Origin of the sequence: Providencia lanzhouensis (genome assembly GCF_050469745.1) — a bacterium.
GTDB lineage: Bacteria > Pseudomonadota > Gammaproteobacteria > Enterobacterales > Enterobacteriaceae > Providencia > Providencia lanzhouensis.
On sequence record NZ_CP174123.1, the window covers coordinates 1,852,275 to 1,879,030 of the forward strand.

At 43.2% G+C, this 26,756-nt stretch carries 24 protein-coding genes and 1 tRNA gene; 14 read left to right on the plus strand and 11 right to left on the minus strand.

Annotated elements, in window-relative coordinates; genetic code table 11:
- Positions 1-5: 5 nt before the first annotated feature.
- Entirely contained in the window at positions 6-629 is a 624-nt protein-coding gene (locus tag ACIH2S_RS08755) for a CDP-alcohol phosphatidyltransferase family protein (protein WP_036954608.1), read from the minus strand.
- A 299-nt stretch (positions 630-928) separates the two neighbouring features.
- Entirely contained in the window at positions 929-1,765 is an 837-nt protein-coding gene (locus ACIH2S_RS08760) for an AraC family transcriptional regulator (protein ID WP_036954603.1), read from the minus strand.
- Between the two features lie 152 nt (positions 1,766-1,917).
- Between ACIH2S_RS08760 and ACIH2S_RS08765 the strand changes: the two genes are divergently transcribed.
- The 5 genes from ACIH2S_RS08765 to ACIH2S_RS08785 all read left to right on the plus strand — a co-directional run bounded on the left by ACIH2S_RS08765 (position 1,918) and on the right by ACIH2S_RS08785 (position 8,102).
- On the plus strand, positions 1,918-2,868 hold the full coding sequence (locus ACIH2S_RS08765) for a 4-hydroxyproline epimerase (protein ID WP_108478206.1): 951 nt from the start codon (positions 1,918-1,920) through the stop codon (positions 2,866-2,868).
- 9 nt (positions 2,869-2,877) lie between these two features.
- Positions 2,878-4,125: an NAD(P)/FAD-dependent oxidoreductase gene (locus ACIH2S_RS08770; RefSeq protein WP_154599323.1), complete on the plus strand. Its 1,248-nt coding sequence runs from the start codon at positions 2,878-2,880 to the stop codon at positions 4,123-4,125.
- Between the two features lie 15 nt (positions 4,126-4,140).
- On the plus strand, positions 4,141-5,007 hold the full coding sequence (gene dapA / locus ACIH2S_RS08775; RefSeq protein WP_108478204.1) for a 4-hydroxy-tetrahydrodipicolinate synthase: 867 nt from the start codon (positions 4,141-4,143) through the stop codon (positions 5,005-5,007).
- Between the two features lie 11 nt (positions 5,008-5,018).
- Entirely contained in the window at positions 5,019-6,503 is a 1,485-nt protein-coding gene (locus ACIH2S_RS08780; protein WP_108478203.1) for an aldehyde dehydrogenase, read from the plus strand.
- An 84-nt stretch (positions 6,504-6,587) separates the two neighbouring features.
- Entirely contained in the window at positions 6,588-8,102 is a 1,515-nt protein-coding gene (locus ACIH2S_RS08785; protein WP_036954583.1) for an alanine/glycine:cation symporter family protein, read from the plus strand.
- Between the two features lie 13 nt (positions 8,103-8,115).
- Here the strand turns inward: ACIH2S_RS08785 and ACIH2S_RS08790 are convergent.
- A tRNA-Ser gene (locus ACIH2S_RS08790) sits at positions 8,116-8,203 on the minus strand.
- Between the two features lie 341 nt (positions 8,204-8,544).
- Between ACIH2S_RS08790 and ghrA the strand changes: the two genes are divergently transcribed.
- The 3 genes from ghrA (at position 8,545) to ACIH2S_RS08805 (ending at position 11,175) form a co-directional block, all read left to right on the plus strand.
- Positions 8,545-9,486 carry a glyoxylate/hydroxypyruvate reductase GhrA gene (gene ghrA / locus ACIH2S_RS08795; RefSeq protein WP_108478202.1) on the plus strand — a complete coding sequence of 314 codons (942 nt, stop codon included), beginning with the start codon at positions 8,545-8,547 and terminating at the stop codon, positions 9,484-9,486.
- Between the two features lie 322 nt (positions 9,487-9,808).
- The gene (locus tag ACIH2S_RS08800; protein WP_108478201.1) at positions 9,809-10,369 is read left to right on the plus strand and encodes a TorD/DmsD family molecular chaperone; all 561 of its coding nucleotides are present in this window, start codon (positions 9,809-9,811) and stop codon (positions 10,367-10,369) included.
- A gap of 86 nt (positions 10,370-10,455) precedes the next feature.
- The gene (locus tag ACIH2S_RS08805) at positions 10,456-11,175 is read left to right on the plus strand and encodes a YnfC family lipoprotein (protein ID WP_272534116.1); all 720 of its coding nucleotides are present in this window, start codon (positions 10,456-10,458) and stop codon (positions 11,173-11,175) included.
- A 112-nt stretch (positions 11,176-11,287) separates the two neighbouring features.
- On the opposite strand, the gene ACIH2S_RS08810 is transcribed toward ACIH2S_RS08805, so the two are convergent.
- Together ACIH2S_RS08810 and mdtH are read right to left on the minus strand one after the other, a co-directional pair.
- The gene (locus ACIH2S_RS08810) at positions 11,288-11,848 is read right to left on the minus strand and encodes a lipoprotein (protein ID WP_036954568.1); all 561 of its coding nucleotides are present in this window, start codon (positions 11,846-11,848) and stop codon (positions 11,288-11,290) included.
- 39 nt (positions 11,849-11,887) lie between these two features.
- Positions 11,888-13,093, minus strand: coding sequence for a multidrug efflux MFS transporter MdtH (gene mdtH / locus ACIH2S_RS08815; protein ID WP_036954565.1), 1,206 nt, complete (start codon positions 13,091-13,093; stop codon positions 11,888-11,890).
- A gap of 417 nt (positions 13,094-13,510) precedes the next feature.
- Here mdtH and ACIH2S_RS08820 point away from each other — a divergent pair, with 417 nt between their 5' ends.
- From ACIH2S_RS08820 to murJ, 3 genes are all read left to right on the plus strand, one after another.
- Entirely contained in the window at positions 13,511-15,766 is a 2,256-nt protein-coding gene (locus tag ACIH2S_RS08820) for a TonB-dependent receptor domain-containing protein (protein WP_430248498.1), read from the plus strand.
- A 312-nt stretch (positions 15,767-16,078) separates the two neighbouring features.
- Entirely contained in the window at positions 16,079-16,666 is a 588-nt protein-coding gene (gene rimJ, locus ACIH2S_RS08825) for a ribosomal protein S5-alanine N-acetyltransferase (RefSeq protein ID WP_036954560.1), read from the plus strand.
- 78 nt (positions 16,667-16,744) lie between these two features.
- Entirely contained in the window at positions 16,745-18,283 is a 1,539-nt protein-coding gene (gene murJ / locus ACIH2S_RS08830; RefSeq protein ID WP_430248500.1) for a murein biosynthesis integral membrane protein MurJ, read from the plus strand.
- 69 nt (positions 18,284-18,352) lie between these two features.
- On the opposite strand, the gene amtB is transcribed toward murJ, so the two are convergent.
- The 3 genes from amtB to argS all read right to left on the minus strand — a co-directional run bounded on the left by amtB (position 18,353) and on the right by argS (position 21,981).
- The gene (gene amtB / locus ACIH2S_RS08835) at positions 18,353-19,645 is read right to left on the minus strand and encodes an ammonium transporter AmtB (protein WP_108478197.1); all 1,293 of its coding nucleotides are present in this window, start codon (positions 19,643-19,645) and stop codon (positions 18,353-18,355) included.
- 12 nt (positions 19,646-19,657) lie between these two features.
- Entirely contained in the window at positions 19,658-19,996 is a 339-nt protein-coding gene (locus ACIH2S_RS08840) for a P-II family nitrogen regulator (protein WP_036954549.1), read from the minus strand.
- 254 nt (positions 19,997-20,250) lie between these two features.
- Positions 20,251-21,981: an arginine--tRNA ligase gene (argS, locus tag ACIH2S_RS08845; RefSeq protein WP_036954545.1), complete on the minus strand. Its 1,731-nt coding sequence runs from the start codon at positions 21,979-21,981 to the stop codon at positions 20,251-20,253.
- A gap of 175 nt (positions 21,982-22,156) precedes the next feature.
- On the opposite strand from argS, the gene ACIH2S_RS08850 reads away from it, so the two are divergent.
- The 3 genes from ACIH2S_RS08850 (at position 22,157) to ACIH2S_RS08860 (ending at position 24,379) form a co-directional block, all read left to right on the plus strand.
- Complete coding sequence (locus ACIH2S_RS08850; RefSeq protein ID WP_036954540.1) at positions 22,157-22,711, plus strand: VOC family protein; 555 nt, start codon at positions 22,157-22,159, stop codon at positions 22,709-22,711.
- Between the two features lie 177 nt (positions 22,712-22,888).
- Positions 22,889-23,650 (plus strand): copper homeostasis protein CutC, encoded by a 762-nt coding sequence (gene cutC / locus ACIH2S_RS08855; protein WP_108478196.1) that lies wholly within the window; start codon positions 22,889-22,891, stop codon positions 23,648-23,650.
- 300 nt (positions 23,651-23,950) lie between these two features.
- Entirely contained in the window at positions 23,951-24,379 is a 429-nt protein-coding gene (locus ACIH2S_RS08860) for a hypothetical protein (RefSeq protein WP_108478195.1), read from the plus strand.
- Positions 24,380-24,480: 101 nt separating this feature from the next.
- Here ACIH2S_RS08860 and cmoB read toward each other — a convergent pair whose 3' ends face one another.
- The 3 genes from cmoB to ACIH2S_RS08875 form a co-directional block, all read right to left on the minus strand.
- On the minus strand, positions 24,481-25,452 hold the full coding sequence (gene cmoB / locus ACIH2S_RS08865) for a tRNA 5-methoxyuridine(34)/uridine 5-oxyacetic acid(34) synthase CmoB (RefSeq protein WP_108478194.1): 972 nt from the start codon (positions 25,450-25,452) through the stop codon (positions 24,481-24,483).
- Positions 25,452-26,204 (minus strand): carboxy-S-adenosyl-L-methionine synthase CmoA, encoded by a 753-nt coding sequence (gene cmoA / locus ACIH2S_RS08870; RefSeq protein ID WP_036948300.1) that lies wholly within the window; start codon positions 26,202-26,204, stop codon positions 25,452-25,454. Before cmoA ends, cmoB begins: the two co-directional genes overlap by 1 nt.
- A gap of 92 nt (positions 26,205-26,296) precedes the next feature.
- Positions 26,297-26,695: an MAPEG family protein gene (locus ACIH2S_RS08875; protein WP_108478193.1), complete on the minus strand. Its 399-nt coding sequence runs from the start codon at positions 26,693-26,695 to the stop codon at positions 26,297-26,299.
- Positions 26,696-26,756 lie beyond the last annotated feature (61 nt).

Consider the following 26,756-nt stretch of genomic DNA (forward strand, 5'->3'; position numbering starts at 1 on the left):
ATTCCTTAATTATTTTCCGATACTGCACTTAATTCAGTCAGTGCGCGGCGAATACGGTTATAGCAGGTATAGGACAACAGCAAGGCAAAGATGACAAACAGGATATTGATCCAACTTGCGGTCATCAGTTGCGGAAAAATACAGACAAACAACCCGAGCGCGCCAAAAACAAAAGCACGATCGCTTTTGCCTACGGGACCATCATAACGCCGAGATGCGCCAATCGCTTGAGCAATGACGCCGATAAATTCAGTCAAAACGCTGAGGAATAGGATCAGTAAAATCCACCAAAATGCATGCGGGAAAATCAGCACGAAAGGCAGGTATAAGGCAACATCAGAAATGACGTCGCCTAACTCATTTAGCATTGCTCCAAGGTGACTTTTTTGGTTATGTTCACGTGCCAGCATGCCATCAATAGCATTGAGCGCCATGCGAATGAAAAGGACAAACGGCAGCAGGATAAACAAATAAGGGCTAGGGAAAATGGCTAATAGCGCACCAACGATAATGGATAACCCTAATGCTGCGAGGGTGACTTGGTTGGCTGTAATTCCCGCCTCAAAGAGCTGACGAACGATAGGGCGTAACAGATTCTGAAACTTCGGTTTCAGATCATAAATGGTCATTCACTCATCCTTAAAATATGCCGCATAGTGTGCAGTTTAGTGCTATATCAATACGCGATTATGTTTTAGCTGCAATAAGAGCTGTCCTAAGTTCACTGTTACAACTATTTATCGTGATAACTATTCACCGTGACAGCAATTTATCGTTACAGTGATTCATAGTGACAACAAAAAGAGACTCAACGATTACTTCCTAAAAGAGCAACTGAGAATTTAGAGGGAATGGATAGAAAAAAGTTCGCGTGTTTCAAAAAAGAAAAGACGCGCAGCCTTTAAAGAAAATGCGCGTTTTCTGAGGGTTAAATAGAATAAGCCATATCCAATTCATGAGTGGCTTTATTATTGCACTTATGATTAAGAGTAGAACGCATGCGTTTAAATTGGCTTGGGGTCATATTAGTGAGTTCTTTAAATTTACGGCAGAATGCGCTGTGGTCGGCGTAGGCACATTTAATGGAAATATCCGTAATCGAATAGTCTTCTTCTAATAATTCAATCGCGTGTTCAAGGCGTTTCTTTTGAATATATTGTTGGGGAGTAATATGAAATACCGTTTTAAATTGACGATTGAGTTGTGATAATGACAACCCTGAAATCTCAGCCAGAGTCGTTATTTTAATGGCAGTATCAAAATGCTGACTAATATAGTGTTCAACGCGTCCCAATTGACCATTTAATTTTGGACTCACTGATTTTTCATCCTGCAAATCTACCGAAATTCCCGCAACACCGATAACCTGATTTTTAGTATCAAAAATCGGCACCTTGGTTGTTAAACACCAGCCTAATAACCCTGCCTTATAGAGATGTAATTCTAGTTTATTGATAACACTGATTTTTTTCTGCATAACCAAATAATCTTGAGAGCTATAACTTTGGCCTAAATCTGCATGGAAGATATCTTCTGCAGTTTTTCCTATTACGCCATTTGGTTGATCAACTTTACACCGTTTAGCCAAGTTTTCATTGGCAAGTAAGTATTTGGCATTACGGTCTTTAACGAAAAAAGTCACATTAGGAAGCGTATTAATCAGTGGCATCACTAACCCAAGATGATTTAACAAATTATTAATATTATCTACGGGAAAAAGCATGTTTTCCTGACTAATCAACAACAGTTTATTTAAATCAATCATATTGCGCTCCAATGCATTCAACTAATTTTAATAGTTATCTGAAATGTTTTTAAATTGTGCAGAAATACGCATGGGTTGATTCGAAAGATATCAAGAGTTGTTTACATAAATCAAGCATTCTATTAACAAATGATATTAATAAGGATGAACTGATGCAGAGTAAATATAAGAAAATTGAAGTCATTGACTCTCATACCGCAGGAGAACCGACACGTTTAGTAATTGAGGGTTTTCCTGATTTAGGGAATGCAGACATGGCGTCGCGCCTGCAAAAATTACGTACGGAATATGATCATTGGCGCTGCACAACGATTTTAGAACCACGTGGAAATGACATTTTAGTGGGCGCATTACTTTGCAAACCAGTGAATCCGAAAGCTGCCGCCGGGGTGATTTTCTTTAATAACGAAGGCTACTTAGGTATGTGTGGTCACGGCACCATTGGTTTGGTCGCATCATTGCATTACTTAGGGCGCATAGGTTACGGGGAGCATTTAATTGAAACCCCTGTCGGGGATGTGACCGCTAAATTACATGAAGATGGTAGCGTGAGCATTCAAAACGTCTACGCATACCGCTATCGCAAAGCCGTCCAAGTCAACGTGCCGGAGGTTGGGCTAGTGACTGGGGATATTGCATGGGGAGGAAACTGGTTTTTCCTCGTCGAAAATTCACCACTCGCTATCCAGTATAGGAACGCGAAGGCGCTGACTGAAATCTGTTTGAAAATCAAACAAGCCCTCGTTGACCAAGGTATTTTTGGTAAAGATAACCAAGAAATCGACCACATCGAACTATTTGGTCATTGCGAAGATGCGGATAGCCAAAGTTTTGTTTTATGCCCAGGCGGTGCCTATGACCGTTCTCCTTGTGGCACGGGAACAAGTGCCAAGCTGGCGTGTCTTGCGGCAGACAACAAGCTCGCGGAAGGCAAAATTTGGCGTCAGGCAAGTGTCATCGGTAGCCAATTCCAAGCTAGCTATCAGATTGCAGATGCTAATGGCATCATCCCGACTATTCGCGGAAATGCCTATATCAGCGGCGAAAATACCTTGTTGATCGATAAAAACGACCCGTTCCGCTTTGGGATCACGGTGGAGTGAGGTAAGCCAATGGATAACAAATATTCTGTGATTGTGGTGGGTGGTGGCATTGTCGGGCTCAGTATTGCGTTATCTGTCCAGAATCAAGGCACGGGCGTTTTATTGGTCGACAAAAACCAAATTGGATCTGGTGCTTCATTTGGCAATGCAGGGCATATCGCCACGGAGCAGGTTTTTCCTGTGGCTGACCCCTCCGTTTTGAAATCAATTCCTAGCATGTTGCTCGACCCGTTAGGCGCATTGCGAATTGATTGGCGTTATATATTGCCGCTCACACCATGGTTACTGAAATTGTTGGGCAATATGCGCCACAAACCGTTTATGCATATTCACCACGTTCTCTCCATGCTCAATGGGGCATCATTGGCTTCTTGGCAGGCATTTTCTAAGCAGTGGCAGTTAGAGGATTTAGTCAAAATCCAAGGTTCTTTGCTGGTGGCTGAGAAACAGTCGACCCTCGAAAAACTGCGTCGCCACGGTGAGTATTTAAATAGCATGGGGGTGCATAACCAATTCTGGGATCAATCCCAACTGTTGGCACAGCAACCTGAACTTGCCAATAACCAAATCGGTGGATTGTTCTATCCCGAGACTGGACATGTGGTGGATCTCGCCTTAATGCATGAGCGATTAACTCAAGCATTCATACAGTTAGGGGGAAAAGTCCTGACTGAGTGTGAAGTCACGGCGATTGATTCGTCATCGGCGAGCCAAGCTCATTTAACCACATCACAAGGCACATTTATCGCTGATAAAGTGGTGATTGCGGGTGGTGCATTTTCGAAATCGTTAGTGAAGATGGTGAGCCGCATTAATGTGCCGTTAGAAACGGAGCGCGGTTATCACTTGATGCTGCCAAATGAAAAAGGGCGTTTATCAATTCCCATTTCCAGTATGGATCGCCGCTTTATTATGACGCCGATGAACGGTGGGTTACGTCTTGCGGGTACGGTGGAATATGCAGGACTAAAACGCCCACCGAATATGCAGCGCGCTCGTCACTTTTTACCGTTAGCTAACCCGATGCTAAAAATGCCATTGGATAGCCAGAATACCAGTGAATGGATGGGTTTTCGTCCCACTATCTCAGATTCCTTACCGGTCATAGACCAAAAAGGTCCGTATGTTTTTGCTTTTGGGCATCAACACTTAGGGCTAACACAAGCGGCAATTACCGCAGATATCGTTAATAACATGATCCACGGGCAACCGACACCGCTCGATTGCTCGCCTTTTTCGATAAAGCGCTTTCTTTAATTCAGGAGAATTATAATGAATTTTCATGGCATCCTTGTTCCGTTAGTCACTCCGTTTCATGATGATCTTTCATTGAATATCACGGCGTTAGCAGAGTTAACCGAAAAACTGATCGCCAGTGGTGTGACTGGGTTAGTTGTCTGCGGCACCACGGGTGAGTATTACGCATTAAATGAAGATGAACGTAAAACCGTATTAACCACGGTCAGTAAAATTGCCAAAGGGCGTGTGACACTGATCGCAGGGATTAATGACTTATCTACCGAGGGCGCAATTAAACGCGCAGCACAAGCGAAAGAACTGGGCTACGAAGGGTTGATGCTGTCGCCGCCTCCGTACAGCCTGCCGGATCAAAACGGCGTTTATGCTCACTACGAAAAGGTGGCGAAATCCACCTCGCTACCAATCATTATGTATAACTTCCCAGCCCGTATTGGTATCGAAATTGAGTTAGATACCGTGGTGAGATTGGCTGAAATCGACAATATCGTCGCTATCAAAGAGAGCAGTGGCAGCTTTAGCCGCGCTCTGCATCTGTTACAAACACCATTTAAAAACTTTGAAGTGATTTGTGGCTGTGATGACCAACCTGTGGACTTTTTCTTCTGGGGCTCGAAAAGCTGGATCGCCGGTGCAGGTAATGTTTTCCCTGCCGAGCAAGTGGCGATTTTTAACGCATCGCAAAAAGGGGATTGGGCGAAGGCGAAGCAGATCATGCAAGAGATTTACCCAGCCATTTATTCCATGGAGTCAGGTAATTATAACCAAAAAGCCAAAGCAGGTTGCTTAAAAGGCACCTTTAACGTGGGGCCAGTTCGTTTGCCTCTGTCAAATATTAGCCAGCAAGAACGTCATGAGTTTCTTGCGCTGATCAAACCATAGCGAGGTTGCATATGTTGATCACCAAAGAGCAGATATTTGAGCGAGCAAAACAGAGCCAACTGTGGGCGGGGAATTTAATTGCGGGCTACCAAAGTGGTAGCGCCAAACTCAAAAATTATACGCCTATTGATAATAGCGCGATTGGTTATATTGCGGATGGCAGCGCGCAAGATGTTCATGCAGCCGTAAATATTGCTCGAGAAACCTTTGAAGAAGGGTGCTGGAGTGGGTTATCTCCCCAAGAACGTAAGCAAGTGATGCTGCGCTGGGCGCAGTTAATTGAAAAGCACAGTGAAGAGCTGGCGGCCTTAGACTGCGTGGATGCGGGGAAACCCATCACGGAATGTTTGCACACAGACTTACCCGCAACGGTGGAAACCTTCTATTGGTATGCGGAAGCTATCGATAAATTGTTCGGAAAAATTGCGCCAACGGGTCGCCAAGAAATGGGGCTGATTGTTCATGAGCCGATTGGGGTTGTGGGCGCAGTTCTACCTTGGAACTTCCCTGCTCAAATGTTTGCATGGAAAGTGGCACCGGCGTTGGCGGTCGGGAACTCGGTGATTGTTAAACCCGCAGAATTAACTTCCTTGAGTGCCTACCGCATGGTGGAACTGGCTTATGAAGCTGGCGTCCCTAAAGGTGCGTTAAGTTTAGTGTGTGGACTAGGTGAGAAAGTCGGGGAAGCCTTAGGACGCCATCCTGATGTGGATGTGGTGTCGTTTACTGGTTCAACCGAAGTGGGGCGTTTATTCCTGAAATACTCCGCGGAAAGTAACCTAAAAGAGATTGTCTTGGAATGCGGCGGGAAAAGCCCGCAAGTGGTGTTTGAGGATGCGGACTTAGATGCGGCTATTCCACATATTATGGCGGCAGCGTTCTGGAATATGAGCGAAAACTGTAGCTGTGGCTCTCGCTTAATTGTGCATGAAAATGTCAAAAAAACCTTACTCGAAAAGTTAACTGCGGCGACATCAACATGGCAAGTGGGAGACCCTCGCGAGGCAGGAGTTTCTATTGGCCCAATGATTGAACAGGCGCATTTTGAAAAAGTGAAATCGTTTTTAGATACCACCGTTAAAGAAGGTGGAAAATTGGTGACAGGAGGAAAAATACGCAGTGATCTCGGCTCAGGTTGGTATATCGAACCGACTATCTTTGATGCTGTTACGCCAGAAATGTCTCTCTTTCGACATGAAGTTTTTGGTCCCATTTTAGCCGTCACATCGTTTAAAACCGATGACGAGGCGGTCAATTTAGCCAATGACACTCACTACGGATTGGCTGCATCGTTTTATAGCCAAAATGTCCATCGAGTGATGAATATTGCACGTCGTATCAATGCGGGGACGGTGTCCGTCAACGGATTTAGCGAAGGTAATATCACCACGCCATTTGGTGGTTTCCGTCAGTCAGGTTTTGGTGGAAAAGACAACGGCTTAGAAGCCTTTGAGCAATACACCCAAACGAAAGTTATCTGGTTTATCAATCAGTAAAATGACATAGACCTGAACCTTGCGGGGTTCAGGTTTCGACCCTTGCAAATACACAAATACAATTACAATAGTCGAGGAGTACATATGGAAGCCATCGTTAATACCATCGTTGGTTACATCTGGGGTAATGCTCTCGTATTCTTATCTCTGGGTGTCGGTCTCTATTTCACATTAGCAACACGCGGTGTTCAGTTTCGTTACATCGTCAAAATGGTCTGTTTATTAAAAGAAAATAAAGCATCAAAAGACGGGATTTCCTCATTCCAAGCCTTCTGTTTAGCATTATCGGGGCGTGTTGGGGTCGGTAACATTGCAGGGGTAGCAACAGCAATTGCGGCAGGTGGTCCCGGCGCAATTTTCTGGATGGTGGTCATGGGCTTACTTGGAGGCGCGAGCGCCTTTATTGAGTCTACACTGGCGCAAATTTATAAGCAGCGCTCAGATGATCAATATCGTGGTGGTTCACCGTACTATATTGAAAAAGGATTGAAATTAAAGCCTTTTGCTATCTTTGTTGCGGCAGTGATCTGTTTATCTTACGGTGTGTTGGTACCGGGTATTCAAGCCAATACCATCGCGGATTCGTTCCAAACGGCATTTAATATTCCACCAATGGCAACAGGTGCATTAGTGACGGTATTAATGGCGTGGTTAATTTTTGGTGGCGTGAAACGTATTGCGAGCGCAGCCGATAAAATTGTTCCTATCATGGCATTAGCTTATATCGTGATGATGGTGATTATTCTGGGCAGCCATTGGGATAGCGTACCTGGCATGTTCAGCTTAATTTTCCGCAGTGCGATGGGAATGGATGCGGTATTCGGTGGGATCGTGGGAACCGCGGTGTCTTGGGGCGTGCGTCGTGCCGTGTTTTCAAACGTGGCAGGAGCCGGTGAAGCGACGTTCAGTTCGGCAGCAGCAGAAGTTAGCCATCCGGTCAAACAGGGGCTTATCCAAGCATTCTCTATCTATATCGACACCGTGGTTGTGTGTACAGCATCGGGACTGATGATTTTAGTCACCAATATGTACAACGTTTTCCCTGATGGTTCAGCGACTGCCCTTGTGGAGTATGTGCCAGGTGTGGCAGCAGGAACTGCATGGACTCAAATGGCAGTTTCTACGGTATTTACATCGGCGGGTGCGGGGTTTGTCTCTATCGCGGTATTCTTGTTCGCCTTCACAACGCTTATGGCTTACTACTATATTGCAGAAACCACCATTGTTTATCTTGACCGTAAGCTTAAATACCCTGTGTTGAAGCTGATTTTGAAATTTGTCTTCCTAGTGATTGTCTTTATGGGCAGCGTGCAATCAGTCAGTATTATGTGGGGACTGGGTGATATCGGCTTCGGCAGTATGAGCTACTTAAACTTGATTGCGATTGTCTTTTTATCGAAACCCGCTTTAAGAGCGTTACGTGATTTTGAAAGACAAACTAAATTAGGGGTTGATCCGGTGTTTGATCCGAAAGCCGCAGGTGTAGAAAACGCAGAGTTATGGGAAGAAATCAGTCGTGAATATCATGCGCAAGGCGTTGGGATTGATAAAATCGATGGTTCTGGGAAGATAAACGAGAAATTACTTAAGGAAGAATAACTTAGATTAGAAATGGCGGTGAGGGAGGGATTCGAACCCTCGATACGTTGCCGTATACACACTTTCCAGGCGTGCTCCTTCAGCCTCTCGGACACCTCACCGTTTTTCTAAATTGTGGTTGTAGAATTTGTTATAAATAACTTGTCCTTCAACGGGGCGCTACTATAGGGAAAAGAGCGCCTTCCGTCAACTCCCAATTAAATAAAAATCCACTTTTTTCTATCGTTTAGCTAAATAAAAACCAATTTGGTTACTCTCTAATCTTAATAAATTACGGTTGATTAGAAATTGATAATAAATTGTTTATTTAAACTTCAAGTAATTAATCCAGATTCCGTTAACTCCTTAACAAAATCCTCATCTTATGGATATAAATATGGGGTATTGACTTGAAAATAAACACCATTACGCACACTCTGGTGGAAACCTATAAGGAGTTGCCATGAATATTTTATTTTACCATCCATTTTTTGATGCCAATCAGTGGATTGATGGCATGCGTGCTCGATTGCCTCAAGCCAATATTCGCCAATGGAAGCCGGGAGATACCCAACAGGCAGATTATGCCATGGTATGGCTTCCTCCTTATGAGTGCCTTGCGGGTCGCCAAGACTTAAAAGGAATCTTCGCATTAGGCGCGGGGGTGGATGCGATTCTAAAGCAAGAGCAAGATAATCCGGGTACATTGCCTGCTGGCGTCCCGCTGATGCGCTTAGAAGACACGGGTATGGCTATCCAAATGGAAGAGTATGCCGCTGCAAAAGTCTTGTATTACTTCCGTCGTATGGATGAGTACCGTCAGTTACAATCCCAGCGTCAATGGAAACAACTGCCAGCTTACACCCATGACCAGTTTGTGGTGGGCGTGATGGGCGCAGGGGCGTTAGGTCAAGCCGTGGCAAAACGCTTAGCCAGTTTTGGTCTTAAAGTCAGAACGTGGAGTCGCTCAGAAAAGCAGATCCCAAATGTGAAAAGTTACTATGGGCAAGACCAGTTAGCGGATTTCTTATCAGGAACCCGCGCGATTGTGAACCTGCTGCCAAGCACCCCAGAAACGGTGGGTATTTTAAATCATCAATTATTCAGCCAGCTTGAGCAAAACGCCTATATTATTAACCTCGCCCGAGGTGCGCACTTAATCGAGCAAGACTTGCTGGAAGCATTAGAAAAAGGGCAAGTTGCAGGGGCGTCTCTCGATGTTTTTGCCACTGAGCCACTGCCACACATGCACCCATTCTGGACACATCCACGTATCGCCATTACGCCACACGTTGCGGCGTTTACGTTGCCGAATGAAGCGATGGATATGATTGCGAGTAATATTCAGCGGATTGAAAAGGGCGAGCAGCCAGAAGGAGTGGTTAGTTTACAGCAAGGTTATTAGTTTCCCGCTCTAGCTTTAGCCATCACGTTGTTGGCTGCGTCAGCACACCCTAGTTACATACTTGTGTATGCTCCTAGGGATGTGCTTTCTTGCCGCCTAGTTGACAACAAAAACTCGTTAGGGAAATATTCGCTATATTTATGCACAGAGCGAATTATTTTTTATTTAAGAAATCATCATTAGCGACTATCAGCGCCATATATAGGACTATGTCATATATGGTATTGCTCAAAGCGTGGGTTTTCTGTTTTTTCAGGTATACTGCATCGCATCATGATCACGAAAAAGTGATTGCAGGAAAATCGTCAACAGGAAGAAACCCATGAATGAATTCTCAATCGTCTGCCGCATTTTAGGTACCTTATTTCAACGCTCTCCGGACGATGCGCTTGTGAAGCCTCTTATCGATATGATTGCTCAAGATAAGCTCAAAGCCTCATGGCCGTTGGAGCAAGATGAGCTGTGGGCAAGAATGGCGAAGGCAGTTGATCACAAGGCTATCACGGCGGATTATCAATCGATGTTTGGTGGTGAACCAACAGTTCCACCTTTTGCTCACCGTTATGATGAAGAAATCACTGAAGCGGAAATTCGCGAATTTCTTGTGACTCGTGGAATGACCTTAACCGATGCTCCAACGGATGCATTTGGTGCGTTACTGTTAGCCGCATCATGGTTAGAAGACCAAGCTGCTGAAGACGAAACCGCTGCGCAGGAAGAGCTATTCGACAGCTATATCCTTAGCTGGTATGGCGCATTTCTGGGGAAAGTTGAAGCTCACGCGACAACGCCGTTTTACCGTACATTAGCGCAAATTACCCGCGATGCCGTCATTGCACTGCGTGATGAGTTAGAATCTGACTCAGAGAGTGATGATGAATAAGTGACAGCGTCACTTAAAGGCTGATGATTGAGAGAAGATAGGCGCTGAACTGTCTTCTCTCATCATAGGTTAAAGGGATAGACACGATGACCTCGACAAAACTTCACGGCTTAATGTTGCTCTTTATTTCACCGTTAGCACTGGCACAAGTGGATAATGATCTGCCTAGCTATAATAAACGCATGGTTAATTACAGCACGGAATTTCAATTTGACCCGCTTTACGGAAAAGTAAAAGAATTAACGCAAATCATGAACGATGAGAAAGGGCTCAGCAAAAGAGTGACTGTGTCTTTTAATCTCCATGGCTGTCTCAATAATTTAAGTTATTACAATAGAGACAGTGAAACAGCGTTTGTGATTGTCAGAAAATTTAAGCAACTTTATTACTTAGTCGATAAACAAAAATTCAAAGGTTATGGCATCGATAAGATGTGTAATTTACAAACCGGAGAACTGCAAGATTGGAAATATTATTATCGTGATGGTCTTGTTAATAAGATCACTCAAGGGAAGAAAGAGATAGCGACATTTGTTTATGGTGAAAATTCGTTACCGATAGAAACGACGTATTTCAATGAGAACGAAGTCATTAATACAAAAAACGAATACTTTTTCACTAATGGCTTAGTCACTAAAATTCTGTTTCATACGACGAAAAATCAGCAACCGTTTGTCGACATTATTCAAAAATGCACCCATTATGATGATCATAAAAACCCAACAGTATGTACCAGTGTGGTGACATACAGTGATGGACGGGTAGAAAAATTCGATTTTGAATACAAAACGAGTTATTACGAGTGACTTTTTAGTATTAAAGATAAATGGCATTCCAATAAAAAAGCAACCTATCAGAAAGGTTGCTTTTTTTCATTTTTAGATTATCAATTTATCAATCAAAAATATTTATGGTCAATTAATCAACCATTGGAATAACTAATTTACCCGGCTTGATTTCTAAACCTTTAGCGAGTTTTTTCGCAGTCGCTTCTGCGGCGCTGTTATCTGGGTTGAGCACGTAAACAGGCTGAGTCGCGAAGAAGGTATCAAGGGAGCTATTTAAATACGGGATCACCACGGAAATGGCGGTTTCCATATTTTCTGGTGTAATTTTATATTGGGTAATTTTCAGCTCTTTCAAATAGATAGAGCCTGTTTGTGCATCAAAAACAGGGCGCGCGGTTAAGGTCAGTGCAATATCAGCCGCCGCAGCACCAAGCAGTGAATTCATTGTGACAGTGGCTTCGCCTTTTAATGCAATAATGCCCGGCTCGCTACGACCAATTTCTGATTGCAAGTTATGCAAGGTGATATCCGCATCTGCAAACCCAGTAATACCGATATTATTTTCGTATTTAACCTTGGTCGCAAGGTAACTGTTAATTTGTGATTCACTGATAGTAAATTCGGTTAATTTGTCACAACCCGTGAGAATAAATAGCAATCCAAAGATAGATGCTAAGAAAATGTTTTTCATAATCACTCCTTTATACAGTAATAACCCAAGTGTAACGTATTACTGCCCGCTCAACATGACTGTTTCAATTTTTTTACGGTTAAATTGGCGATGAAGCGCCCACAAAGTGATAAAACCAATAGTGCCGAGCAAGAACCAAGGAAGCTGAGGGATATTCCATTGGTGCCCAATATCGTACATCCAACCGCCACCGGTATAGCCAACGGCACCGCCTAGCGCAAGACCGAGTCGACTAAAGCCCATATAACTACCACGAGCGCGAGGGTCGGCAAGGGATGCGCTCAGGGTTTCACGAGCAGGATCGGCGGTGATAGTGCCTAAATAGAAAATGCCAATCAACACAAACAGAATATTGACCGATGTGGTCATTCCGATAGGGAACATGCTCAGGCTCATTAAAAATAACCCTGCCATCAAACGTTGCTCTAAGCGGAAATGTTTTTCGCTCCAGCGGGCAATCGGATAAAGCAGTGTCAGGGAAATTGCCGCTTCAATGGCATACATCCATTTCACCGCCGTTGGTGTGCCAGCCAATTCGTTAACGGCGATAGGAAACATCAGCATTACTTGTACTGACAGCATAAAGTAGCCAGAAAGCGTGATCACATAAGTCACAAAGCGGGTGTCTTTCAAGACTCGACGCATCCCATCACGAATAGGGGCTTTGATGGTGGAAATGCGATAAGCAGGAAGTAGCCAAGCATTAAGTAGAGCCGCAATCACGAAAACCGCCGCGCCAGCCCAGCAAACATAGTGGAAGTCATACTGTAAAAGCCAGCTACCAATTAATGCCCCAATCACCGCGCCAGCGCTGTCCTGCATAAACAATAATGAATAAAAACGCCCACGCTCATAAGGGCGGGTCAATTTAATCACTAAAGCGGTACGAGGAGGGTCAAACAAGGTGCCGCCAAGGGCAGACAATATACAAGAAAGCCATAACACCCAAGGATCATACGCCAAAGCCATCAACACAAAGCCTGCGGCACGCAACAGCATCCCGATAATAATTAACGGTTTTGCACCAAATCGGTCGGCAATCGCTCCCCCAAAAATCCCAAATCCTTGCTGCACAAACTGGCGAAGCCCAAGGGCAAACCCAACCACCACAGCTGCCCAGCCAAGCTGCTCAACAAAACGAATTGAAATTAAAGGGAAAACCACGAAAAAGCCAAGAACAACCAGCATATTATCGAGTAAAAGGAAATATTTGCCGAGGCTTCTTGCCCGTGATACCTGCGCCATGAAACACCATAAAAAAATAGTAACGGAAGGAATGATTCTTATTAATAGTATCAGGAGTTTGGAGGGAATGATGGTATATGCACCATGATATTTTTTTATCGATAAATCCGTCATATTTCCCATTATAGGGGTGTTGGCTACGCTTGCTAGAGGGGTACAATATGATAATGATACTTATTATGATCTTGATAATTATTATCACTAATGTATATTTCAAAGCTTGTGAATATTTGTAAGGGAAATAAGTACGTAACCATTCAATAAATAAGGTTTTTCGAACGAGTTACATCTATGGCATTGCACTTAAATTTACTTTAAATGCATAAATTGAAAAGTATAAAAAAATATCCTCATATTTTTATACGCTATTTCGTCACGTCTATTTAATCATCATTAATTAATGAAGGCATTACTTAAATGATATTTCAAAATAAAAGTATAATTAGTTTAATTATTATATGTTCTACAAACACAGCCTTAGCAAATCAAACCAATACTTCGACTCAAAAAGATAAAATTCTCGTCACAGCCAGCAAAATAAAGCCAAATAGCAAGCAAATAGACGCCAATGATATTTCTACCGTAAGAGGAACAACCAATTCAGATATATTTGCTAATAAAACTTCATTACAAGTTAATAATGCACGAAATGAAGCGGGTGCATTAGATATTGGTATTAGAGGATTGCAAGGAAATGGACGAGTGCCAATTATTATTGATGGCAGTTTGCAATCAACCAATACATGGCGTGGTTACCAAGGAAGTACAGATAGAACTTATGTGGATATGGATTTAATCGATACAATTGAAATCGAAAAAGGGGCTTCTATGAGTAAATTCTCAGGAGGAGCCATCGGAGGTACGGTTAAATTAAAAACATTATCAGCAAACAGTATTATTCCTCAAGGTGACCAATTTGGTTTCTTATTTAAGGGGAATATTTACAATAATAACCGACGCCCAACTATCGCTTCAGATGAAAAAGGGGAATCTGGGTATCGAGTTTCAGATGGCGTTAAAAATTCACATTTTAATAATGGCTCTATCACGACAGGGGTTGCATATCGAAATGATAAATTTGATATATTACTGGCGCATAGTGATAGAAAACAAGGAAACTTCTTCGCCGGTAAAAATGGTTATCATAAATACGAAAATACAGATGCTCCTATTAAGCCAGGGCAAGAAGTGGTTAATACCAGTTATGAAAGCGAGTCAACATTATTAAAAACCAATATTTTTCTTAACCCATACTCAAGTATTGAATTAAATTATCGCCATCATGAACAAAAAGCGGGTGAGGTTTTAGCAGCGTATTGGTATCAATACGATGGGAAAATGCCACAGTGGTCTTTAGGTACTGCAGATATTGATACTGCCTCTTTAAATTATTCTTATAAACCCGATTCATTATGGGTAGATATGAATTTAGGTCTATGGTGGACAAAAGGGAAATTTAAACAACGTAATGGCACAACGGATGATGTTACCGCACACTATGGTAATCAATATCAGCACCGCTACACCGATGAGCGAGTGGGCTTTAATTTAGAAAATACGTCGGAGTTTGCAGATTATCCTATCGATATCACTTACGGTGTGGAATATATGCAACAAAAATCAAAGCCATTAACTAAAACCTATCAACCGATTTGGACTCCAGAAGGAACAATACCCGGTGAGGAATTAGACCCTGTAACGCGCAATGCTAAAGGAACGAATAAATCCGTCTTTACCAATATGGCATATCAAGGGGAATGGGTGAGTACTTTAGTCGGGTGGCGTATTCACGCTTTCGATGTTGATGACCATGTTTTAGGTAAAAGTATTAGCTACGGCCCGAAAAATGATTTAATGGGTGAACTTCGTTTTCATGTAACTGACGAATTTGATATTTATACAAAATATTCTGATAGCTATAGAGAACCGAGTTTATTCGAGAGCACTGTATCAGGACAAACCTATTCGTATTCTCCGGATGTTCCATTAAAACCAGAGCATGCTAAATCATTTGAAGTTGGGATGAATGTAGAAAAAGAAAATCTTATATTTGATGAAGATAATACTGAATTACGTGTGGCTTATTTTAATAATGATATTAAAGGGTATCTTTCTCAAGGTGTAAACCCAACGGGAGTTTATTCTCCATATGTGGTGATGAAAAACTATGACAGCTTTAAACTCTCAGGTTATGAAATTGAACTGAAATACGATTCTAATTACGCATTTGGTTCATTCGATGCGACTTTTTATAACAATTCTGAGTTATGTTCAAGAGACGAAATGGAGTTAGGTCGCCTCCCAACGGCATGTAATTCTGTTGGGTTTGCTTGGGGATTATCACCTTCACGGATCCCACCGAAAAAGGTTATGACCGGAATTGTTGGGGTGAAAATGTTTGATCAAAAACTACAAACAGGTTTGCGAGTTCGTTATAACTCAGGCAAAGACTACCCTCATGAGTGGCTAGCGGGAACCGCTGCTGCCCCAGTAACTAAGCTGTACTCAACCACTACATTTGATTTGTTAGGCCAATACCATGTTTCGAAAAATATTCATGTGAATTTTAATATTGATAACCTAACTAACCGCTATGCATTTGACCCAGGAACTGTGATTTATATGCCTATCCCTGGAAGAACGTTTAGGCTTGGTTTGGAAGCAAAATTTTAATTAATATCGTGATTGTTACCTTAGGTTTATATTAGCCTAAGGTAATATAGAATTCTTTGGGTTTCTCTAATAAATTGATTTATATTATTTTTGTATTAATCCAATTGGACAAATAAAACACGAAATGGGAGTATCTAGGGTTTACCTGTAAACATCAATCGTGTGTTTTTACGTACGCATGAAATAAAACAAAACCAACCGCTCAAAAAATGACTTAATTATAGAGAGAATTGAATTAGTTAAGTGATAAATTTAAGTTATAATTCAAGCATCGAAAGTAAGACTGGTAACACTACTAATTAAGGGCTAACGATGTTTGGTTATCGTTCAAATGAACCCAAAGTGCGTCTAATGACTGACAGAATGATTATCCGTTTAGCCTACGAACGAGATAATTACCGACTTGCAGACTATTACAGCTTAAACAAAGAGTTCCTAACACCATGGGAACCCACCCGTGACAACTCCCATTTTAACCCTTCAGGCTGGAATAATCGCCTACATGCCATGAGCGAAATGCATCGCCAAGGCAGTGCGTTTCATTTCCTTTTACTGGATAAAGATGAAAACGAAGTGATTGGCGTCGCGAATTTTAGCAATATTTTACGCGGCTCCTTCCACGCGTGTTATCTGGGCTATTCGCTGGGTGAAAAATGGCAGGGACAGGGGTTGATGTACGAAGCTTTAACCCAAATTATTCGTTACATGCAAAAACACCAAGGCATGCACCGCATCATGGCGAATTACATGCCCCATAATATGCGCAGCGGTAACTTGCTCACTCGCCTAGGTTTTGAACGTGAAGGTTATGCAAAGCAGTATCTCGAAATTAATGGAGAATGGCGCGACCACGTCTTAACGGCATTAACCGACAATGAATGGAAGTCGACTAAAGCCTAAACATTTACTCTACAATCGTAGTCAGTTTTGCCATCCGCTGTTAAACTGCTGCGATTGTCTTCTTTTAGTCTAGCAATCATGAATTTATTAAAATCTTTAGCGGCAGTCAGCTCGATGACGATGATGTCACGGGTTTTAGGCTTCATTCGTGACGCCATTATTGCCCGTGTATTTGGTGCGGGAGCGGCTTCTGATGCCTTCTTTGTCGCCTTTAAACTCCCTAACTTATTACGTCGAATTTTTGCTGAAGGGGCGTTTTCTCAAGCATTTGTTCCCATTCTTGCCGAATATAAAAACCAGCAGGGCGAAGAGGCCACGCGCACGTTTGTAGCCTATATTTCGGGGATGCTTACATTAGCATTGGCGATCGTGACGGTTGTCGGCATGTTTGCTGCGCCGTGGATCATTTATGTGACGGCGCCGGGTTTTACCACGAATGCCGATAAATTTGCGCTAACGACAGATTTATTGCGTGTGACGTTCCCTTATATTTTCTTGATCTCATTGGCATCGTTAGCGGGTGCGATCCTTAATACGTGGAACCGCTTTTCGGTACCCGCGTTTGCACCAACGCTATTAAACGTCAGCATGATTTTCTTTGCAGCGTTCGCTGCGCCGTATTTTGACCCGCCGATTATGTCTCTGGCTTGGGCTGTTCTTGTTGGTGGTGTGCTGCAATTGGGTTACCAATTACCGCATTTAAAGAAAATCGGTATGTTGGTATTGCCACGTTTATCGTTCCACGATAGTGGCGTTTGGCGAGTAATGAAGATGATGGGACCGGCGATTATCGGGGTTTCTGTCGCGCAAATTTCATTAATTATTAACACGATCTTCGCCTCATTCCTGCAATCAGGTTCGGTATCATGGATGTATTATGCCGACCGCTTAATGGAGTTACCTTCAGGGGTGCTTGGTGTTGCACTGGGTACCATCCTATTGCCATCGCTCTCTAAAAGTTTTACTAGCGGAAATCACCAAGAATATCGCCATTTAATGGATTGGGGATTACGTTTATGTTTATTACTGGCACTACCGTGTGCGGTAGGGCTAGCGATACTATCTGAAGCGTTAACGGTTTCGCTTTTCCAATATGACAAATTTACCGCTCACGACTCCTTGATGACCCAGTATGCATTAATGGCGTATTGTGTGGGCTTAACGGGGATGATCTTAGTGAAAATCTTGGCGCCAGGTTTCTATTCACGCCAAAATATTCGTACTCCTGTAAGAATTGCGATAGTCACTTTGATTCTGACTCAGTTAATGAACTTAGCCTTTATTGGGCCTCTGCAACATGCAGGTCTAGCCCTGTCTATTGGGCTGGCGGCGTGTTTTAACGCCGGTGTTTTGTATTGGCAGTTACGCAAGCAAGATATTTTCCAACCGCTATCAGGCTGGCGTGGTTTCTTAGTTAAATTGTTTGTTGCCTTGGCGGTGATGGTTGTGGTGCTATTTGGTGTACTACACTTTATGCCACCGTGGCAAGACGGCAATATGCTGATGCGCATGTTACGTTTGATGGGGGTAGTGATTATTGGAGCAGGGAGCTACTTTGTGGCGCTGTATCTATTAGGCTTCCGCCCGCGTGACTTTATGAAGCGCAGTATTGCGTAGTTCTGAATTCGTATATGTATTAGCTTTACATCGAACAAACTCCCCCCTCAATCGAGGGGGAGTAGACAATTACGGATGATAAGCACGCTCGCCATGAGTGGTAAGATCCAACCCATCGCACTCTTCCTCTGGGGAAACCCGCAGACCAACTAACTTATCAGCTAGTTTAAAGGCGATAAATGCCACTACACCCGACCATACAATGGTAACCACAATACTTTCAATCTGAACAAATACTTGATGGGATAACGTGACGTTGTCACGATAACCAAGTCCCCCAAACAGCGTCGAGGTAAATACGCCTGTGAGTATGCAACCAATAATACCGCAGGTACCATGGATACCAAAAACATCGCACACATCATCGGCTTTTAACCAACGTTTTAAGACGACAACGCCCCAAAGCCCAATAATTCCCCCGACAACACCAATAACAAGTGCACCAATAGGACCAACAGTACCGGCCGCAGGTGTGATAGCGACTAATCCAGAGATACAACCGGAGCAGCTTCCAAGCATGGAGGGTTTTCCTCTCAATAACCACTCAGTAAATGTCCATGAAAGGATAGCGCCAGCCGTGGCAATCACCGTGTTAATAAACGCCAGTGCGGCAATATTATTGGCACTGCCTGCGGAGCCTGCGTTAAAGCCAAACCACCCAATATACAGTACAGCGGTACCCATAAAGACCATCGGTAAGTTATGGGGCTTTAGCACCACTTGGCTGTAGTCACTACGTTTACCCAGCAAATAGGCACCGACCAATGCAGCGACAGCGGCGTTAATGTGCACCACGGTTCCGCCTGCAAAATCGAGAGCGCCATCATCCGCCAGCCATCCACCTTCAGCCCACACCATATGCGCGATAGGTACATAAGAGAACGTAAACCAAATCACGGTAAAAATAAGAAGTGCAGAGAAACGCACGCGTTCTCCCAGTGCTCCGACAATTAATGCGAGGGTAATAACCGCAAATGAGCCTTGGAAGGCAACATGGATATATCGATTAATGGAACCCGATAAATCGTCGATGGACATCGCGCTTAGAAACGTTAAAGAGCCATCCCCAAAGATTTTATTTCCTGCGGTGAAAGCGAGGCTATAGCCGAATACAAACCAAAGAATAATCACCACACTAAAAATCAGCATGACTTGGGTGATCAGCGATAACACGTTTTTGCTGCGTAATAATCCGCCATAAAACAGTGCAATGCCGGGGATGGTCATAAAAAATACCAACGCTGTGCAGATCAACATAAAGGCGTTATCGGCTTTATCAACGGCATTCACTTCCGACGCATAGGCGGGAAGTGCGAAATAACTTAAGGCGAAGAGTGCGGCAGGTAACCATAATCGTCTCATTATTTATCTCCCTTAGAGTGCGTCATCGCCGGATTCGCTGGTACGAATGCGAACAGCTTGTAGAAGTTCAAAAACAAACAGCTTTCCATCCCCCACTTTCCCCGTATCTGCGGTACGAATGATCGCATCGAGAGCGGGTTCCAGTAGGTCATCGCTGATAGCGATTTCCATTTTGGTTTTGGGTAGAAAACTCACTTCATATTCCGCACCACGGTAAAGCTCCGCGTGACCTTTCTGTCTGCCATATCCTTTGACTTCACAGATGGTCATCCCTTGTATTCCTAATTCAGTGAGTGCTTCACGAACATCTTCTAATTTGAACGGTTTAATAATTGCGATGATGTACTTCATAAATCCCCCTGTCTTTTTGAAAAGGCAAAAGAGATAAAGCAAGCATCGTGCCAAATGTTAAATTTCTGTTTTTTAGGGTGTAATGGATTGAAATGGGGAGAAATAATGAGAGGTTGCTCACCAATTAAGTGCAAGCTGTCTATTGGTTACAAAAAATTGCTCAAAAATAGTGCAAAAAAGAGAGGGGAAAGGGGGGCGTGAGAAGTGAAAAGTAAAAAGCCCACCGAAGTGGGCTTTAAACAAAAGAATAAAACTTACATTCTTTCGACGGTTTCGATACCTAACGTATCCAGACCCGCTTTTAGGGTTTTTTGCGTTAATAAAGCCAGTTTTAAACGGCTTTGACGCTGTGCATCGGTATCTGCGGACAAAATAGGGCAATGTTCGTAGAAACTAGAGAACAGACCCGCTAAGTCATACAGATAAGCACACATAACGTGTGGCGTACCTTCACGTGCAACCGTTAAGATTGTCTCTTCAAACTGCATTAAACGTGTTGCTAATGCCATTTCGTGTGGCGCTTCTAATACGATTGGCAGGGTTAAATCCGCTTCGGTAATGTCCGCTTTTTTGAAGATAGAGGCAACGCGGGTATAGGCATATTGCATATATGGAGCGGTGTTACCTTCGAAGGCTAACATGTTGTCCCAATCGAAAATGTAGTCAGTGGTACGGTTTTTAGACAGGTCAGCATATTTAACTGCACCGATACCTACGACATTAGCAAGATTCAGCAATTCCTCTTCTGCCATATCCGGGTTTTTCTCACGGATCAGCGTTTGGGCGCGTTCAACGGCTTCATCTAACAGGTCGGACAGACGAACAGTACCGCCTGAACGGGTTTTGAATGGCTTGCCATCTTTTCCTAGCATCATGCCGAACATATGGTGCTCAAGCGCCATGGATTCTGGGATATAGCCCGCTTTACGGACAATAGTCCAAGCTTGCATTAAATGTTGATGCTGGCGGGAGTCGATGTAATACAAAGAGCGATCCGCATGCAAGGTTTCATAACGGTATTTTGCACAGGCGATGTCGGTGGTGGTGTACAGGAAACCGCCATCTTTCTTCTGGACGATAACGCCCATCGGTTCGCCTTCCTTGTTTTTGAATTCATCAAGGAAAACGACGGTTGCACCTTCGCTTTCTACGGCTAAACCTTTGGCTTTTAAGTCAGCAACGATGCCTGGTAGCATGCTGTTATACAGGCTTTCACCCATCACATCATCTTCCGTTAACGTGACGTTTAAACGGCGATAAGTTTCTTGGTTCTGTTGCATGGTGATATCAACCAGTTTACGCCACATTTTACGGCAGTATTCATCACCAGATTGTAGTTTCACCACGTAACCACGGGCACGAACGGCAAAGTCTTCATCTTCGTCGTAATGTTTTTTCGCTTCGCGATAGAATTCTTCGAGGTCTGAAAGCGCCATATCGCTGGCATCTTCATTTTGCACTTTTTCTAAGTAAGCAATCAGCATCCCAAATTGTGTGCCCCAGTCACCTACGTGGTTAGCGCGGATTACTTTGTGGCCGATAAACTCTTGGGTACGTGCTGCAGCATCACCAATAATCGTGGAGCGCAAATGACCAACGTGCATCTGTTTTGCAACGTTAGGCGCGGAGTAGTCAATCACGATGGTTTCGGCTTTAACTGGTGCTAGGCCTAAACGGTCGCTGGTCAGCGCGTTTTCTGCGTGAGTGGCAATCCATGTTGGGTCGATAAAAATGTTGATGAAACCGGGACCGGCGATTTCAATTTTAGATGCGATACCTTCGAGATCTAATTGGCTGACAATTTGCTCGGCCAGTTGTCGGGGAGGCAGACCCATTTTTTTCGCAGCTCCCATCACGCCGTTAGCCTGATAGTCACCAAATTGCGCTTTAGCTGATTGACGAACAAGGGCGTCACAGCCTTCTGGAGCTCCCGCTGCTAGCATTGCAGCACTGATTTTATCTGAAAGAATAGCCTGAATATTCACCGGATTACCTTAAATAACGAACATAGTTACCGCATTGTGCCATTTCATGGGCGTAACTAAAAGGTGGAAGAGAAAAAACGGCAGGTTTTATACCATATTTTGGGGGAGTCGTGCTACAGTCTGGCACTTGTTTCACTTTTTATTATCTTTGTTTTTTATCAATAGAGTTATGTGAATGTTAGATTTCGATAAAATCCCTCAGTTAAATGATTTGTGGTGTGACCTACCTTATTTTGAAAAAAAAGTGACGGCAATGGCGCACGCACTCGGCTTATCTTTGACAGATTATGTGATTGACCATATTTCTGTACGTTGCCATCATCAGGAAACCGCAGAGCGTTGGCATGATGGGCTATTGCAATGCGCCGAGTTACTTTCAGATAACTTGATTAACGGTCGCCCAATTCGTCTTTATGACCTGAAAAAGCCCATTCAAGTTGCTGGGCAGGATGTTTATATTATCGAGCTGCCTTTTCCAAAAGATAAAATCTATCCTCAAGAGAGCTGGGAACATATTGAAATGGTCATTGATGTCGCGCCAGAATTATTGGAAGAGACAGCGCGTCGTTTATTACCGGACACACTACCGGAGGGCTACTCCTATAAAGTGAGCCAACCTAAAGGTCAGCAAGAAAGACTGCCAAATCCGACTTTGGCCGTGACAAACGGCTTAATTACCCTCAAATATCACCCATTTTCCCTTAGAAACATCGTTGAAAGCGAAAAATAAGTGATGCAATTAACGTTATTGATCATTATTTAGAGCCAACTCTAAATGGTGTGATATCACGCAGATAACATTTAACAAAAAGTGGCATAGTTAGTTGAATGCCTAATAAAAAGCACGTTTTGGCCCTCAATTTTCAGCTCATATTCTACTGAGCTTATGACCATTTTGGAGATCTTCATGGCGAAACTGGAAATTTGCTGTTTTGGTATAGAATGCGCCGAAGTCGCGCAAGAATATGGTGCAAATCGCATTGAGCTCTGTTCAGGGGCAGCAGATGGGGGGCTAACACCAAGCTACGGCTATTTAAAACTGGCGAGAGAGAAACTTCATATACCTGTTCATCCCATTATTCGTCCTCGTGGTGGCGATTTCTGCTATAACGTGAGTGAATTTGATGTGATCCGTGAAGATTTACAGATGATCAAGGAGATGGGGTTTCCCGGCGCAGTGGTGGGGATCTTAGATACAGAAGGGCGCATTGATATCGAACGGATGCAGACCTTAATGGAAATTGCGAATGGAATGGAGATTACTTTCCATCGTGCTTTTGATATGTGTATCAATCCGTTACTGGCATTAGAGCAACTTAAAAACCTTGGGGTGGCACGTATTTTAACATCCGGTCAGCAACAAAGTGCTGAATTAGGTTTGCCACTACTGAAAGAGTTGCACGAAAAAAGCCGTGAAATTAATGGTCCAATCATTATGGCTGGCGCGGGAGTTCGGTTGGCGAATATGACCAAGTTTATGGAAATTGGTCTAACGGAAGTGCACAGCTCCGCAGGGAAAACTGTCCCTTCCAGTATGAATTACCGCAAAGCCGGTGTAACCATGGCATCAAACAGTGAAACCGATGAGTTCACGCACTACTGTGTGGATGGACCAACGGTGGAAGCGATGATGGACTTTATTTCTATAACGGAAAAAGTTCCGGCGTAAATCATAAATTCGGAATAGGACTGACTGAATTTGTGATAGGGAGAGTTAAGATAGGGAGGCTAATAACCTCCCTGAGGTTGATGACAAAGAGGGATAAAAGCGTGGTTTTTCCCTCTTTGTGTTATCAGGCGAAAATCAATGAATTGATTTTCCTTGTTAATCTTACAACCCCAAAAGAGCCATTTCCAAACCTGATGGGTTTGTCAATGGTCTAAGGGAGGTTAAATACCTCCCTTTGTTTTTAGATTTTTGAACTGAGTAAAAACTAAAAACCGCTGAATGAATTTTAAGGAAAAAATCATGCTGAAAAAAATTGTATTAACTTCATCACTTTTGTTTATCACAACCTCCTCGTTTGCATTTTCATTAGCTGAAAAAGAGAAGCACCAAAAGTATGAAACGGAAATTTTCTCTCAAGTTACGACATTAAATAAAACCTGTGGGTCAGACATTAAAGCGAACTTTGACTGGGCAACCTTTTCAAAAGAGCAACTCGAAACCATTGGTATCGATGGTTATAGCAAAGAGATGCTTAAGGGAATAGCCAATGTCTGTGAACACTCTGAACTGGCAAAACAGTCAGTCAGTGAGAAAATCAAAAACATTAACTATTCCTATACCAAGCCTAGGGCGATTGAATTAAAAGATGGCACGCTATCGTTAGGAATGGATTTTGATTCGGCGAATGACGCAAAAGCAGTTGAAGAGTATTTAATGAATAATTTATAGCCGTTATTTTTTGTGGCGCATAATAAAAACCCCCGTGAGTTTTCGATGAACTTTTGGGGGTTTTGTCATGTAGGGCCGGTGAGAATTGCCGTCTTACAATATTACGGTTTTTTCGCCACTAAAATCGCACGTAGAGGGGCAGGATACCCTTCGATGGTTTTGGATTGATCATTAGGGGCTAAAAATTCCGCTAACGAATCCGTTTGCATCCACTCAGTACGGCGCTGTTCGTCTAACGAAGTCACCGCTTGGTCAACAATGCGTACATCGACAAAACCGCATTTCTCTAACCACACTTTGAGCATTTTGGCGGAAGGAATAAAGTAAACGTTGCGCATTTGTGCATAGCGATCGCCAGGGATCAGGCATTGGAATTCATCACCTTCAATCACCAAACTTTCCAACACTAACTCACCTTCACTGACGAGTTGATCTTTTAACTGCCATAAATGGTCGAGTGGGGAGCGACGATGATACAGAACGCCCATCGAAAATACGGTATCAAAGGCTTTTAATGCAGGCAGTTGTTCAATACCTAATGGTAATAAATGTGCGCGTTGGTCATCACCTAACAGTTTTCTAACCGCTTCAAATTGGCATAAAAACAGTTCAGTAGGATCGATGCCGACAACAAACTCCGCTTTTTCGCCCAGCATACGCCACATGTGATAACCACTTCCGCAGCCCACATCTAACACATGACGACCTTTTAATGGGGAAATATGGGGCAGAACGCGCTCCCATTTCCAATCTGAACGCCATTCGGTATCGATATTGACGCCATAGAGAGAAAATGGACCTTTACGCCATGGTTTCAACTGCCCCAAAATATTGTTTAAACGGCGAGTTTCTCCTTCAGTTAATTCCGGATCGCGCGTTGCAGTGACACTATTTTTAATATCCAAATGGGTTGGTGTCATGACAGGCAGGTTATCTAACATTTTCTCCCATGAAGAGAACCCACCGTGTAGGCCTTCTTTCTTCCATGCCGCCAGTTGAGCTGGCAGGGTTTCTAACCAATGGCTAAGAGGGCCAACGGCAATTTGTTGATAAAAACGACCGAAATCGATCATTACTGCCCCTCTTTTAATGCTAATAATGAACCGAAGTTAAAACATTGGAACCAGACTTCACAATGGGTGAATCCCACGCGTTTTAAGCGGGCTTTATGCGCTTCAACAGAGTCGGTGAGCATGACATTTTCGAGCATGCTGCGTTTTTGGCTGATTTCGAGTTCGCTATACCCGTTGGCGCGTTTGAAATCATGGTGCATGTTGAAAAGCAATTCACCAATTTGCTTATCTTCAAAATTGAATTTCTCAGATAACACTAAAATGCCACCAGGCAATAACCCTTGATAAATTTTAGTGAGTAATTTTTCGCGGTCATCGGGATTTAAAAACTGCAATGTGAAGTTAAGGATAACCATGGACGCATTTTCAATATGAATGTCGCGAATATCTCCTTCGATAACCTCGACAGGGGTTTGGGCTTTGTACGCATCAATATGACGGCGGCAGCGTTCGACCATAGCGGGTGAATTATCGACAGAAATGATTTTGCAGTTTTCCACTGAAATATTTCGACGTACAGACAGGGTGGCGGCACCAAGGGAACAACCCAGATCATAGACTTGGCTATTTGGTGTCACAAAGCGACCCGCTAGCATCCCAATCATGGTGATGATATTGGAGTAACCCGGTACGGAACGTTGGATCATATCGGGGAAAACTTCAGCTACTTTTTCATCGAACTTCCAGTCACCTAAATTGGCGATCGGCGCGGAGAAAAGGCTGTCTTTATGGTTTGGATCCTGACTTGACATAGATTTGTATTAATTAGCAGAACAAAAGTAGTGGCGGATTGTAGCAGAAAGCCATATAACCTGAAAACCAATCCGCATAAAAGTAAGGAAAACTAAAAAGAGAACGACACCATTTGTACCCAAGGTAGATAATAGGCATTGGCGATGATCATCAAGGCGAGAGCCAGATAAGTTCCCATCATTCCCATTCGACGCTGTGAATAGTCATGGTTTTTTAAACCGTAAGAGTGGAGCATGCGGCTTGCAATTAGCAGAATGCCGCAAACATGGATCATCCATACTTTGGCGCCATTCATCTCCATTAACAGTAATAAAATTAATGAAATTGGAATGTATTCGATGGCATTGCCATGCACACGGATAGCGGTTTGCAATTCAGAAAACCCACCATCGCCAACAGACACACGGTACTGATTTCTTAGCTTTACGACATTGAGTGATAGTCTCAGTATCAATAAAGCCCCTAGTACAGCGTATAAAGAACTGACCATTTTTTACTCTACCTCTATGGAGATAAATTAAATTTTCTAAATTTTAAAACCTAATAGGTAA